Genomic DNA, 13,021 nt, shown 5'->3' with positions numbered 1-13,021 from the left:
TACCCGGTGAGTTACCCCGACGTTGCGAAATCAGTTGTCGCCTCACGATTCGCGCATCGGATCATACTGTGCTGCAATAGATTCCGTGGTATCCGTCGGGGTGCGGGTATCGCCCGCCGTGATGTCCCGCCCCGCCGAGGGCAGTGCTGGGGCAGGGCTTGGGGGTGGATTCGGTCGCGGCGCCGGTGGTAGACGAATAGGGGGACCGATTTAGAGGAGGTGGGGGATGTTCGATTCACTGGTACTCGGTACGCATCTGCCGGCTGGATGGCTATGGCCCGCAATGATCTTCTTCGGGCTGGTGGTCTTCGCGGCACTGCTGGTGTTGCTGCTGGTCGGCGGTGCGCGGTTCGATGATCACCCGAATGTGGTGCCGTCGACGCCGGTTTCGTGCGCACCCTTTTCCTGCGTCACCACGGCTCCGGCGCCCTCGTAGAGGGTTACGGCGGGCCGGTTGCGGATACTCCAGGGAAAAGTTCGACGAGTGAGGTTTTCCATGGGTCAGCGACCTCCGGCCGTGGTGGGTTTGTACCTGCGTGAGTCGCGGCAGTGGCGCCGCATTGCCGAATTCCGGCTCACCGCAGACGGTCACGCCAGCTTCCGGGCGGTCGATCCGGTCGAAGGGCTGGTCGCGCGGGTCTGGTACCACCAGGGCGTGGACATTCTCGGCGAGGAGCGCACGGTGCTGCCGGACGACGGCCCCGCCTTCCTGCGAGCCCTGTTGCAGCCATTCGGATTTCGCGACTACCGCTTCCGGGACAACAGCCGCACCGGTGCGCACGGCCTGCCCCGCAACGGGCACGGCCGGACCTGGCGCGGCGCCCACCACCCCGCCGCCTGGCAGGCGTTCGATACGGGCGCCGTCCGTTCCACGGGCTAGAGGCTGTTGACCAGCAGCACGTACTGTGCGGTGCCCTTCTTCAGCACGTCCGTCTGATTGTCGGAGCTGACGACGCCCACATACCGCTTGTAGACCACATAGCAGCGGTAGGAGGTGCTGGTGTTGGACGTGTGCTGCACACACTTGGTGTCCGGCACCCGATCCGGCGCCGACGGGCTGATGCTGGTCTCGCCCAGACTGCTGATCAGCCCGCTCACCAGATCCGCGCCGCCCTTGGCGTCCCGGGTGCGGAACAGGTAACCGTCCTCGGTCAGCGCCATGGCATCCATACCGGTGTCGTCGACCAGCCGCTGGCGCAGCGCCTGATCACCGGCGGGACTGATCAGCTGATTGGGGCCGTACACCGCGAAATTATCGGGATCGGGTGTGTGATTGTCGCGGTCGGACACCAGGATTCGGGCCAGCAGCCGATCCGGGTCGACGGGTAGCTGATCGATCTGGCCGGCCGGCGTGCCCTGGAAGGCGTCCACCACCGGGACCTCGGCATCGAGGGCCTTCTTCGCCCACGACAGCAGATCGGCCTGATCGATCCGGGGACGCGAGGCGAAGACCGAGATCACGTACTCCTTGCGCGGCATGGTCACCCCGATGGTGGGCGAGGTCGGCCGCCAGTGCGAGAAGGCGTCCGGATAGTCCGGCAGCGTCAGCTTCTTGTTCTGGTCCAGTGCCACATTGAAATCGGCGTCCTCGAGCTCCTTGGCCGCCAGCTTGGCATTGTCACTCGAGGGGAAGCGCAGCACCCGGATGGTCACCGTGGTGCTGGCCGGGTCCGGATTGTCCGAGCCCGGCGGATCGGGCAGATCCGAACCGCTCAGCGCGAAACCGGCGATGAATCCGCGATTCTGCAGCACCGGCGTCGCGGACGAGGACAGGTGGCTGACGCTCACCACATCCTTGACCGAGGTCAGCACGATGCCGCCGCGGCCGACCTTCAGACTCGGATCCACCTTCACCGTCGGGACCACGGCATCGGCCATGTGCATACCCTCGAGCGTCGGGCCGTGCCCGTTCGAATTGCGGTCGTAGGTGAACCGATTCACCGGGTAGGTGCCGGTATCCAGCGTGCGAACGTCCATTTCACCCGGGACCGCGGTGCCTTTGTTGGCGCAGCCCGCCAGCGTGGCCGTCAGGGCCAGACAGGCGACAGCGGTGAGAACCCTCGTAGCGCGGCTCATGATCATCCCTCCCGCACCGCCCAGCGGACGGCGCTCCACCCACCGATTTTCGGACCCGGAACTCCGGCTGTCCACCGTTATCCGTCACCGGCGGGCTCCCGTTATCCGCGCGTCCGCCGGTCGGCGGCGATTCTCACACCCAGATGCCCTTGCCGACGGTCACCACGCCGCCATTGCTGATCGCGAACCGGTCCCGGTCCCGGTCCAGATCCACGCCGATGATCTCGCCCTCGGTCACCATGACGTTCTTGTCCAGAATGGCGTGCCGCACCACCGCGCCCCGGCCGATCCGCACACCGGGCATGAGCACACTGCCCTCCACGGTCGCGCCGTCCTCCACCATCACATTCGAGAAGAGCACCGAATTGCGCACCGTCGCCGCCGACAGAATGCTGCCCGCGCCGACGATCGATTCCTGTGCCAGCCCGCCGCGGCCGAATTTGGCCGGCGGCAGATTCTCCGCGGCGCCGCGAATCGGCCAGTGCCGGTTGTAGAGATCGAAGACCGGATCCACCGACACCAGATCCATATGCGCCTCGTAGAAGGCGTCGATGGTGCCGACATCACGCCAGTAGCCGCGGCTGCGGTCGGTGGTGCCGGGCACCTCGTTGCTGCAGAAGTCGTACACGGCGGCGGCCCCGGACCGCACCAGGCCGGGAATGATGTCGCCGCCCATATCGTGATCGGAGTCGTTGTCCTCGGCATCGGCGCGGATGGCGTCCACCAGCACCTTGGTGGTGAAGACATAATTGCCCATCGAGGCGAAGGTGACATTCGGATCGTCGGGCGTGCCGGGCGGATGCGCCGGTTTCTCCAGAAAGCCGGTGATACGGCCGGATTCGTCGGTATCGATGCAGCCGAACGCGCTGGCCGTACTGCGCGGCACCCGAATTCCGGCCACGGTGACACCCGCACCGGAGGCGATATGCGCCTGCACCATCTGCTCGGGATCCATGCGGTACACGTGGTCGGCGCCGAAGACCACGATGTACTCCGGATCCTCGTCGTAGATCAGATTCAGCGACTGCATGATCGCGTCCGCGCTGCCGGTGTACCAGCGCGGGCCCAGCCGCTGCTGCGCCGGCACCGGCGTGATGTACTCGCCGCCGAAACCCGACAGCCGCCAGGTCTGCGAGATATGCCGGTCCAGTGAATGCGATTTGTACTGGGTGAGAACGCAGATCCGCAGGTAGCCGGCATTCACGAGGTTCGAGAGGACGAAGTCGATGAGGCGGTACGCACCCCCGAACGGGACCGCCGGCTTGGCGCGATCCTTCGTGAGTGGAAACAGGCGCTTGCCCTCGCCACCGGCGAGCACGATCCCGAGTACGTGCGGCTGGCTCCTCACACCAGCCAAACTACCGGTTGGGAGGGAACACAGAATGTCCGCAGGGTTCCATGTTGATCGCGTCGCCGGTTGGTGGCGTCACAGTGGAGCGTCTAGGTTGAGTCGGTGAGTTACGGCGCGGATGGCGGCCGCGGACTTCGCGTTGCCATGATGACCCGCGAATACCCGCCCGAGGTGTACGGCGGGGCGGGCGTGCATGTCACCGAGCTGGTCCCGCGACTGCGGCAACTGTGCGATGTGACCGTGCACTGTATGGGCGTGCCGCGCACCGATGCGGTGGTGCACCAGGCGGATTCGATGCTCTACGCCGCCAATTCGGCGCTGCAGATGATGTCCGCGCAATTGCGCATGGCCGATGCCGCCGGCGGTTCCGATGTGGTGCACTCGCATACCTGGTACACCGGGCTGGCCGGACATCTGGCCGCCGAGCTCTACGGGATACCGCATGTGCTCACCGCGCATTCGCTGGAACCGCGGCGGCCCTGGAAGGCCGAACAGCTCGGCGGCGGCTACCGGCTCTCCTCCTGGTCCGAGCACAATGCCGTGACCTACGCCGATGCCGTGATCGCGGTGAGCGCGGGCATGCGCACCGATGTGCTGGACGCGTATCCGGATATCGATCCCGCGAAAGTGCATGTGGTGCACAACGGAATCGACGCCGAGGTCTGGCATCCGGGCGGGCCCGCACTCGACACCCGCGACATTCTCGGCGAACTCGGTGTGCGGATGGACCGGCCGGTGGCGGCCTTCGTCGGCCGCATCACCCGGCAGAAGGGCGTCTCGCATCTGCTCGCCGCCGCCCGGCACCTCGACCCCGACATTCAACTGGTGCTGCTCGCGGGCGCCGCGGACACGCCCGCCATGGATGCCGAAGTGGCCACGGCCGTAAGGGAACTCGGCAAGACCCGCGACGGTGTGCACTGGGTCCGCGAGATGCTGCCCACCGAACTGGTGCGCCAGGTGCTCGCCGCCGCAACGGTATTCATCTGCCCGTCGGTCTACGAGCCGCTGGGCATTGTGAATCTCGAGGCCATGGCCTGCGGGACCGCCGTGGTGGCCTCCGATGTCGGCGGGATTCCGGAGGTGGTCGCGGAGGGGTCGACCGGACGCCTCGTGCACTACGACGCGACCCGGCCGGATGCCTTCGAACACGGTCTGGCCCGGGCCATCAACAAGATCGCCGCCGATCAGGTCGGCGCGGCGGCCATGGGCGCGGCCGGGCGGGCCCGGGCCGTCGCCGAATTCGACTGGAATCAGATGGCGTCCCGCACCGCCCGCATCTACGACCTGGTCCGCAAGAGTTAGCTCGCGGGGTCGGTCAGGTCGTAGCGCATGAATACGTCGGCGCGGTCGTAGGGGATCGGCCGCAACTCTGCCGCCGGGACATGGACGAAACCGAGGGACTCGTACAGGTGCACGGCACTGGCGAGGGTCGCGTTGCTGGCGAGGAATACCGAAGTGGCGCGTTGTTCGCGGGCGTGGTCGAGGGCCGCACGCAGCAGGATGCGGCCGATGCCACAGCCCTGGAACCGCGGTGACACAGCCATTTTCGAGAGTTCGAAAACGCCGGGACCTTCGGCGACCAGGGCGACGCAGCCGACCGGTTCCGTACCGTCCCGGGCGATGAGCACCTGCCCGCCCTCCTCGACAATGTGCCGCGGATTGTCGAGGGTGACGCTGTCGGCGGGTTCGAGAGTGAAGAACGCGGTGATCCACTCCAGATTGAGGTCTTTGAAGGCGCGGGCGTCGGCGGCTGTGGACATCGGCGCGACCACGAGGGAACCGGTTGCGGGGGCGAGGGAATCGGTCTGCGTCACCAGGCCAGAATGTCGTGCCGCGACCCATAACGTCCAATACTTGATAGCTCGGATCAATATCATCAACTTATGGTTGACGGTGTTGAGCTCAGGCATCTCCGCTACTTCCTCGCCGTCGCCGAGGAACTGCACTTCGGCCGCGCCGCCGCCCGGCTGCACATTGCCCAGCCCGCGCTGACCCAGCAGATCCAGCGCCTCGAAACACTGCTCGGCACCAGGCTTTTCGACCGCACCTCCCGGACCGTCGCGCTCACCGCGGCCGGTGCGGCACTGCGTGAGCGGGCCACCGCCCTGCTCGGGCACGCGGCGCGCGACCTGGCGGAGATCACCCGCATCGGGCAGGGGAGCCAGGGCACACTGCATCTCGGCTTCGTGCCCTCGGTGCTACCGCTCGAGCCGCTGCGCGGGGTACGGGAATTCCGCGACCGCTTCCCGCTGGTGCAGGTCGAACTCGTGGAGGGATTCACCAGTCACCTGATGGCGAAGCTGGCCGCCGGCAGCCTGGATATGGCGATCGTGCGCGATCCGGACGAGCAGCCCGGCACCGTGACCGTGCCGCTCATGACCGAACCCTTCGTGGCGGTGCTGCCCGCCGACCACCCGGACGCGGGCCGTGACACCATTACCGGCGCCGAACTCGCCGACCATCCGCTGGTCTTCTTTCCCAGTGCCGCAGGCGCACTCGCTTACGACAAGAATCTGTCCCCGCTGCTGTCCTCCGGCCGCCGGCCCCGCATCGTGCAGGAGGCCACCAACTGGACCATCCTGCTGTATCTCGTGGCCGCCGGACTCGGCGTGACCGTCGCACCGCGCAGCGCCACCTTCACGGCGCCGGCCTCGGTGCGCATCATCCCGCTGGCCGGCACCGATGCCACCACCACGATCTACACCGCGCACCGGGCGGACGACACCCGGCCGCTCGTCCGCAATCTGCTGGCATTGCTGCCGAATCACCCGCAGCGCTGAATTACGGCTCGCGGCGGCGATAAACCGAGACGGTGACCGAGGCGGTCACCGGCATCGGATCCGGCAGCGCCGCAATGCGGTCCGCGCGTTGTGCCGCCGCGTGGAAGGCGGAGGGGCCCATGGCGGACACATTCGCGATATCGGTGTGTGTGAGCGACATTCGATACTCGACCGAATTGCGCTCCGATAATTCGAAACGGGCGCCCAGAGATTCGGCGAGCCGATCCTGCTTCGCGGCATCGACACTCACCATGTCCAAAGGCTCGATGAGTTCGGCCAAATGCCGGGGGGTGGGAGTGACAACCAGAAAACGTCCCTCCGGCGCCAGCACTCGCGCTACCTCATCGGCATTTCGCGGTGCGAAAACCGACAGCACCGCGGTCAGAACTCCGTCGCGCACCGGCAGTCCGCGCCACGCGTCGGCGAGTACCGCACCGGCCCGCTCGTGCGCCCGGGCACTGCGGCGCACCGCCGGTTTGGACACGTCCAGTGCGATACCACGGGCGCCGGGCACCGCGTCCAGCACCGCGCTCAGGTAGTAACCGGTTCCCGCGCCGACTTCCAGCACGGCCGCACCCGCCGCGCGCGCCGGGATATCGAATCCGGCGCGTGCGGCGGGCAGGAGCGTCGAGGCGAGCCGGGCGGCGGAAGCCGCCGTCACGGCCGAGCCCGGGCGAGTAATCCTGTCGGCGTGTCGCGACGCTGCGATTCGCTGCTGAGCGTGAGCCAGCGAATCCACGGCGGCGGGGGAGGTGGCGGCTACCGCGGCCGCGAGGGCAGCGGCAATGGGAGTGAAATGACCTGCGTACTGGAAGGCCGCCCGGGCGTCGAGCATGGCCGGGGTATCACCGGTCATCTTGGTGGACGCGCCCGTCAGCAGGCTGACGTAGCCCTGCCTGGCGATATCGAAACTGTGGCCGCGCGGACACCGCAGGGTGTGGTCGCGAGGCGTGAGGTCCTGCCCGCATTCCGGACAGGACAGTAGCCCGGCGCAGTCGATCAGGGGATCGGCTGCGCCGAGGGGGTGCGTGGAATGCACCGGGGCGCCGGTGAGCGGCTCGAGAGCGGGGTCAACCACCGGTTCGGTGCGGCTCACCGGCACGGGCAAGTATGGCTACTAGCTCGTGACACTCTTGAGTTCGTCACCCAGTGCCGCAGCTTCCTCCGGCGTGAGCTCGACGACCAAACGCCCGCCACCCTCGAGTGGAACCCGCATGACGATTCCACGCCCTTCCTTGGTTGCCTCGAGGGGACCGTCCCCGGTGCGGGGCTTCATGGCCGCCATCCTCTGCTCCCTCCAGATCTGCGCGAATTTCTGCGCACTTTCATGGAACTCCAGTTGTCACCAACCAGGCAGCCCGCCGGCATGTGGCGGGCTGCACCACGCCCATTCTTCCCTATCGCGGATCGGGGCGGGTACCTGAGTTCCAAAAACCGACCGTTGTGCCGTTCAGGGAGTCCCGACATTCACCCAGCAATCGGCAATGTGATCGTCTACCATCCCGGTCGCCTGCATGAGTGCGTACGCCGTAGTGGGTCCGACGAACTTGAATCCGAGCCGCTTCAGTTCTTTTGCGAGAGCGGTGGATTCGGCAGTGACGGCGGGCACATCCGCGAGGGTGCGTGGCCGCTTTCCGGTGGCCGGTGCGAAGGACCAGAGCAGCTCGTCCAGGCTCTTCGGGAGGTTCAGGGCGATCCGGGCATTGTGGATGCTCGCGTGAATTTTGGCGCTATTGCGAACTATGCCGGGATCAGCCATGAGCCGTGCCACGTCCGGCTCGCCGAAGCCCGCGACCCGCTCGATCACGAACCCCTCGAAGGCCGCGCGGAACGCCGGGCGCTTGCGCAGGATCGTGATCCACGCCAGGCCCGACTGGAAGGCCTCGAGGCATACCCGTTCGAACAGGGCGTCGTCGCCGTGCAGCGCCCGGCCCCACTCCTGATCGTGATAGTCCCGGTACAGCTGCGAGGCCTCCGACCAACCGCAGCGCACCCGGCCGTCACCCGGTACGGCGACCGCCGTCACCGCGCACCTGGACCGGAACTCTGGCCGCCGGGACCGGCCACCCAGCCGGAGGCCGCCTGCTGCTTCGTATCGGTGCCCGTGTCCGGCGTGTCGCCCGTGCCGGGCGGTGTCGCCGCCTCCGGCGTGCCCGCGGCCGTATCGGGCGCCGCCGTCGCGGGGTCCGTATCCGATGCTGCGGTCACGGCGGGCTCGGCATCGGGAGCGGTCTGCGGCGCCCGGCTCGGCAGCACCTCGGGCAACTGAGGGGCGACCGGCACAGCCTCGGACCCGATCGGCGTGCCACTGAAGGGTGTCAGTGGATCGCCGAGTACCGCAGGCGCCTCCTGCCCGGCGGCATAGGTGCCGATGCTGTACGCAAGCGGTACGCCCTGCGCGAGTGTGGTTCCGGACCCCTCGGCCGGGTGGCCGGCGCGCGCGTAGGCCAGCTGCCGTTCGAGTTCGTCGATGCGACCGGCGAGCCGGGTCAGCGCCCAGTCCACCTCGCCCGCCTTGTAGCCGCGCACCACCTGCTGGAACCGCAGGGCGCGGACATCGCTGCCGCTGATCGCCTCGGCGGGGAGCACGGTGACCGTGGTGCCCTCGGGCAGCGGGCCGAGCTCTTCCGACCGCCCGAACAGCGCGCTGGCGACGAGGAAGAGCAGCGCGGCCACCAAACCGACGATCAGCACATAGAGAAGCAGCGTGAGCATGCCTCCGAGCTTAGGGGGAGTGTGCGCACGGCAGCGCCCGCACCCCGGCGGAATTCGGCCGTCGAATTGGCCGGTCGCCGAGCACCTCTCATCGTTCCCGGTCCGTGGAAAAGCCCGTGCCCGTTGCGAGGGCAACGGGCACGGGCCTTGTGATCAGGGGTGGGGCGATTACAGGTGGCGGGTGGTGTCGATATTGAGGGACATGCCTGCCAAACCGCGGCGGCGGACCGCCAGCTTGTCGGCAATCGCGAGCAGGGCCTTGCCGGAGGCGCTGTCGGGGGCGCTGAGCACGATCGGGGTGCCGTCGTCGCTCGCCTCGCGCATCTGCTGCTCGATCGGGATCTGGCCCAACAGCGGCACATTGGCGCCGACCGCGCGAGTCAGATTGTCCGCCACGGTCTGTCCGCCGCCGGAGCCGTAGAGCTCCATACGCGAACCGTCGGGCAGATCCAGCCAGGACATGTTCTCGACCACGCCGACGATGCGCTGACGCGTCTGCAGGGCAATGGAGCCCGCGCGCTCGGCCACCTCGGCGGCGGCCAGCTGCGGGGTGGTGACGACCAGGATCTCGGCGTTCGGAATCAGCTGTGCGAGCGAGATGGCCACATCGCCGGTGCCCGGCGGCAGGTCCAGCAGCAGCACATCCAGATCGCCCCAGAACACATCGGCCAGGAACTGCTGCAGCGCGCGGTGCAGCATCGGGCCGCGCCACACCACGGGCGTATTGCCCTGGGTGAACATGGAGATCGAGATGAGCTTCACATCGTGCGCCTGCGGCGGCATGATCATCCGCTCCACCTGGGTGGGGCGCGCGTCGGTGCCGAGCATGCGCGGCACCGAATGGCCGTAGATATCGGCGTCCAGCACACCCACCGACAGGCCCTTGGCGGCCATGGCGGCCGCGAGATTCACGGTGACACTGGACTTTCCGACGCCGCCCTTACCGGAGGCGACCGCGTACACGCGGGTCAGCGAGCCGGGCTGGGCGAACGGGATGACCGGTTCGGCATTGTCGCCGCGCAATTTCTTGCGGAGCTCGGTGCGCTGCTCGTCGTTCATCACGTCGAGGGTCACGTCGATCTTGCCGACGCCGGGCACATCGTTGATGGCATTGCTGACGCGCTCGGTGATCGCGCCCTTCATCGGACAGGCCGACGTCGTCAGGTAGATCTCGACCTGGACACTGCTGTCGGCGCCGACCACAACGCTTTTCACCATGCCCAATTCGGTGATCGGTTTCCTGATCTCCGGGTCGTTCACCTTCGCGAGCGCGCCCCGCACATCCGATTCCGTTACCACTGGCATACGCAAAGAATAGGAGTGCCGGACCGGTCCGCCGCGACGGGGGACCGGCTGGGACCTCAGATGCGCGGCAATTGGGCGGCGGCGGGGGTGACTCCGGAGGAGTACGCCGCCTCCCATGCCATCACATTGGCGACGTAGGCCATGGAGTTGTTGTAGCGCAGGATGGCGCGGGTCTGCTGGGCCGGATCGCGCATATCGAGGCCGCCGGAGCACAGGTACTTGCCCGCGGTGAGGGTGGCGTCGAAGAGGTTCTGCGGATCGGCGACGCCGTCGCCATTGCCGTCGGCGGCGTATTTGCGCCAGGTCTCGGGCAGGAACTGCATGGGGCCGACCGCGCGGGTGTAGCCGGAGGACAGGCCGCTCAGCTCGGCATCGGCGTCGCGGACGACATTGTTGCCGGCGAGACTGCCGTCGAGCACCGGGCCGTAGATCGGGGCGAGCGGATCGCCGTTCACATCGGCTTTGCCGCCGAAGGCGTGGGTGGATTCCACCCGGCCGATGCCGGCGAGCAGGGACCACGGCATGGCGCAGGCCGGATTCTCCACGGCCAGAATGCGTTCCGCGTTCTGATAGGCATTGGTGGCGATGCCGGGGATGCCGAGCGGGCCGGCCGGCAGTGCGGCGGGGACCCGGCTACCGGGGTTCGCGACGGTCTTGACGACCGGCGGGCCAACGGGGACAACCTGTTTCGCCTCGTGCAGCAGAGCTTCCGGGGCGGCGGCCGGGAGGGCCGCCTCAGGTCTGGATAGCGCCGTTTCCTTGGCGTCGGGCGAAAACTCGTGCTGGACAGTCGAAGTGACCTTGCCGATGAGGCTGCCGTCGGCGGCACCGGTGACGGTGGCGAGTCCGGCGGGTACGAGACCGGTGAGTGCGATAACCGATCCGCGACGCATTGTCGGGACCGGGGGTTTGCGGTGACGTCCCACTGTGCGGTGACCCTCCATTGCCGTCGGTCGTAACAACCAGGTGATGTAGTGACGGCCAGGCTACCGCATTCGAGATCTTTCCGTTACTGCTTCGTGACCATGTTTGACGTTTCGATTACGGCCCGGAGATCCGATGGCTTGCCGCGGCATTGCTGGAATGGAAACGGTGCAGGTAGAGCAGGTTTGAGTGATTCGGAAAGACTGACTCCGAGCCCCGGGCGGGGTAAAACGACACGCCCGAACAGGTTCGCCTGCGACCCCGGAAGGTGGGGGCGCAGGCGAACGGGGCCTCGATCGCGGCGTCGAAATTCGGCGCCGCGCGGCGGATTACGGCGCCGCCGGAACCGGCAGCGGGATGGTGATGCCGAACGGGAGAGTGATGGCGGGCGCCGGCGTGGTCGGCTGCGCGGACTCCGGAGCCTGCTCCGCGGGCGCCGGATCGGTGGTGACGACCGGCTGGCTGTTCTGCTCGTTCTGCGGCTGCTGGCCCTGCGGCTGCGGAGCCTGGGCGGGAGCCTGCGGCTGCTGCTGTGCGGCCGGGTCCGGCTGGGTGCAGGCCGCGGGCTGCTGGACCGGCTTGCCGTCGGGGCCGTACTGCAGATCGGCCTTCGGATCGGTCTTCTGATCGACCTTGTCCGCCTGGCCGGGCTGCGAGCCGTCCTCCGGCTTGGCGTCGACCGGATTCGCCGGATCCGGCTTCGGGGCCGGAACCGAGGCCTCCACACAGGGATTCACGGGTGCGGGCGCCGGGCAGAAGATGCCGCAGGGGATGGGCGGCAGACCCGGAATGGTGATCATCACCTGGGTCTGCTGGGCCTGGGTGGCCGGTACGGGCGCGGCGTCGGTGGTGGTCGTGGTGGCCGGAATCGTGGTGGAGGCCAGCGACATATCCGGGCCGTTCACCGGGTACGAGCCGGGCGGAATCATATCCGCGGAGATGCTCACCGCGGCGGGCGTGCCACCGGTCTTGTACGCGTTCGACCAGCTCAGCACGTTGGACGCGTAGGTCATCGAATTGTTGTAGCGCAGCACCGCGCGCAGCTGCTGCGCCGGATCGCGCAGATCGAGTCCGCCGTCGCACAGGTATTTGCCCGCCGCCAGTGCGGCGTCGAAGACATTGTTGGGATCGGCGATGCCGTCGCCATTGCCGTCGGAGGCGTATCTGGCCCAGGTGCTGGGCAGGAACTGCATGGGACCGACCGCGCGCACGAAGCCGCCGCTGGCGGCCTTGATGACCTCGTTGCCGGGCAGGGTCCCGTCCAGTGACGGGCCGAAGATGGGCGAGATGGTGGTGCCCGCGGCATCGGTATTGCCGCCGCTGGCGTGATTGGACTCGATGTGGCCGATACCGGCCAGCAGATTCCAGGGCAGACCACAGCCGGGCTGTGAGGACTGCAGCGCCAGTTCGGCATTGCGATAGGCGGCGAGCACCAGTTCGGGGATGCCCAGGACGCCGGTGCCGCCGGGCAGCGCAATGTTCTGCAGCGGGAGTGCGCCGAGTGCACCGTCGGCGGGCGGGGTCATTGCGCTGAGTTTGCGGGGAGCGTCGGGCGCGGCCGGGACCAGTCCGACGGTCTGATCGGATGCCGCCGCGGCGGCGTCTCCGGTGCTGGATGCCGATGCGGCCAGCAGTGCCTCGGGTGCGGCCTGCGGCGCCACCGTGTGCACTGTCGTATTGGTGGCCGAACCGGCGGTGACCAGGCCTGCGATCAGCAGAGCCGACGCTGTCACGGGTGCAGATATTCTCTTCGCCACCACACAATCCCCTCAGTCGTGCGGCCGATCTCCCGTGATGACAGCCTCAAAAGCGGAGTGTCTGGGTCGGTCGCTCGGAACAACGTGATCCAGGTTACCCATCAGTCAGCTTG

At 67.7% G+C, this 13,021-nt stretch carries 13 protein-coding genes and 1 pseudogene; 4 read left to right on the top strand and 10 right to left on the bottom strand.

Annotated elements, in window-relative coordinates; all coding sequences use genetic code 11:
• Positions 1-226 precede the first annotated feature (226 nt).
• Positions 227-436, top strand: a complete 210-nt coding sequence (locus tag OG326_RS38040) for a hypothetical protein (protein WP_327141939.1) — start codon at positions 227-229, stop codon at positions 434-436.
• 60 nt (positions 437-496) lie between these two features.
• Positions 497-880, top strand: a complete 384-nt coding sequence (locus OG326_RS38035) for a hypothetical protein (protein ID WP_327141938.1) — start codon at positions 497-499, stop codon at positions 878-880.
• Here the strand turns inward: OG326_RS38035 and OG326_RS38030 are convergent.
• Both OG326_RS38030 and glgC read right to left on the bottom strand, forming a co-directional pair.
• Positions 877-2,076: a DUF7373 family lipoprotein gene (locus OG326_RS38030; RefSeq protein WP_327141937.1), complete on the bottom strand. Its 1,200-nt coding sequence runs from the start codon at positions 2,074-2,076 to the stop codon at positions 877-879. The two genes, OG326_RS38035 and OG326_RS38030, sit on opposite strands and share 4 nt — an antisense overlap.
• 133 nt (positions 2,077-2,209) lie before the next feature.
• The gene (gene glgC / locus OG326_RS38025) at positions 2,210-3,424 is read right to left on the bottom strand and encodes a glucose-1-phosphate adenylyltransferase (protein ID WP_327141936.1); all 1,215 of its coding nucleotides are present in this window, start codon (positions 3,422-3,424) and stop codon (positions 2,210-2,212) included.
• Positions 3,425-3,571: 147 nt separating this feature from the next.
• On the opposite strand from glgC, the gene glgA reads away from it, so the two are divergent.
• Positions 3,572-4,729, top strand: coding sequence for a glycogen synthase (gene glgA / locus OG326_RS38020; RefSeq protein WP_327146713.1), 1,158 nt, complete (start codon positions 3,572-3,574; stop codon positions 4,727-4,729).
• Here glgA and OG326_RS38015 read toward each other — a convergent pair.
• Positions 4,726-5,241, bottom strand: coding sequence for a GNAT family N-acetyltransferase (locus OG326_RS38015; protein ID WP_327141935.1), 516 nt, complete (start codon positions 5,239-5,241; stop codon positions 4,726-4,728). The genes glgA and OG326_RS38015 overlap by 4 nt on opposite strands.
• A 69-nt stretch (positions 5,242-5,310) precedes the next feature.
• Here OG326_RS38015 and OG326_RS38010 point away from each other — a divergent pair, with 69 nt between their 5' ends.
• Positions 5,311-6,207: a LysR family transcriptional regulator gene (locus tag OG326_RS38010; RefSeq protein ID WP_327141934.1), complete on the top strand. Its 897-nt coding sequence runs from the start codon at positions 5,311-5,313 to the stop codon at positions 6,205-6,207.
• A 1-nt stretch (position 6,208) separates the two neighbouring features.
• Here the strand turns inward: OG326_RS38010 and OG326_RS38005 are convergent, their stop codons facing one another.
• The 7 genes and pseudogenes from OG326_RS38005 to OG326_RS37975 all read right to left on the bottom strand — a co-directional run bounded on the left by OG326_RS38005 (position 6,209) and on the right by OG326_RS37975 (position 12,884).
• Entirely contained in the window at positions 6,209-7,189 is a 981-nt protein-coding gene (locus OG326_RS38005) for a putative RNA methyltransferase (protein WP_442791088.1), read from the bottom strand.
• Between the two features lie 135 nt (positions 7,190-7,324).
• Positions 7,325-7,492 (bottom strand): DUF3117 domain-containing protein, encoded by a 168-nt coding sequence (locus OG326_RS38000; protein ID WP_006554284.1) that lies wholly within the window; start codon positions 7,490-7,492, stop codon positions 7,325-7,327.
• A gap of 165 nt (positions 7,493-7,657) precedes the next feature.
• The gene (locus OG326_RS37995) at positions 7,658-8,233 is read right to left on the bottom strand and encodes a DNA-3-methyladenine glycosylase I (RefSeq protein ID WP_327141932.1); all 576 of its coding nucleotides are present in this window, start codon (positions 8,231-8,233) and stop codon (positions 7,658-7,660) included.
• Between the two features lie 407 nt (positions 8,234-8,640).
• Positions 8,641-8,922, bottom strand: a pseudogene (locus tag OG326_RS37990) (DivIVA domain-containing protein); the annotation flags it as partial.
• Positions 8,923-9,090: 168 nt separating this feature from the next.
• Positions 9,091-10,227, bottom strand: coding sequence for an Mrp/NBP35 family ATP-binding protein (locus OG326_RS37985; RefSeq protein ID WP_327141931.1), 1,137 nt, complete (start codon positions 10,225-10,227; stop codon positions 9,091-9,093).
• A gap of 56 nt (positions 10,228-10,283) precedes the next feature.
• The gene (locus OG326_RS37980; protein ID WP_442790877.1) at positions 10,284-11,153 is read right to left on the bottom strand and encodes a lytic transglycosylase domain-containing protein; all 870 of its coding nucleotides are present in this window, start codon (positions 11,151-11,153) and stop codon (positions 10,284-10,286) included.
• A gap of 327 nt (positions 11,154-11,480) precedes the next feature.
• Entirely contained in the window at positions 11,481-12,884 is a 1,404-nt protein-coding gene (locus tag OG326_RS37975) for a lytic transglycosylase domain-containing protein (protein WP_327141929.1), read from the bottom strand.
• Positions 12,885-13,021 lie beyond the last annotated feature (137 nt).

It is taken from the genome of Nocardia sp. NBC_01327, from assembly GCF_035958815.1.
Taxonomy (GTDB): domain Bacteria; phylum Actinomycetota; class Actinomycetes; order Mycobacteriales; family Mycobacteriaceae; genus Nocardia.
Note: the sequence above shows the minus strand (reverse complement) of the source record. Positions and strands in the feature narration are given on the sequence as shown.

What these genes read in the sequence shown, in the direction of transcription:
- OG326_RS38040 (WP_327141939.1), top strand. Translation starts at nt 227, where the DNA reads ATGTTCGATTCACTGGTACTCGGTACGCATCTGCCGGCTGGATGGCTA.
- OG326_RS38035 (WP_327141938.1), top strand. Translation starts at nt 497, where the DNA reads ATGGGTCAGCGACCTCCGGCCGTGGTGGGTTTGTACCTGCGTGAGTCG.
- OG326_RS38010 (WP_327141934.1), top strand. Translation starts at nt 5,311, where the DNA reads ATGGTTGACGGTGTTGAGCTCAGGCATCTCCGCTACTTCCTCGCCGTC.
- OG326_RS38030 (WP_327141937.1), bottom strand. Translation starts at nt 2,076, where the DNA reads ATGAGCCGCGCTACGAGGGTTCTCACCGCTGTCGCCTGTCTGGCCCTG.
- glgA (WP_327146713.1), top strand. Translation starts at nt 3,572, where the DNA reads ATGATGACCCGCGAATACCCGCCCGAGGTGTACGGCGGGGCGGGCGTG.
- OG326_RS38000 (WP_006554284.1), bottom strand. Translation starts at nt 7,492, where the DNA reads ATGGCGGCCATGAAGCCCCGCACCGGGGACGGTCCCCTCGAGGCAACC.
- OG326_RS37985 (WP_327141931.1), bottom strand. Translation starts at nt 10,227, where the DNA reads ATGCCAGTGGTAACGGAATCGGATGTGCGGGGCGCGCTCGCGAAGGTG.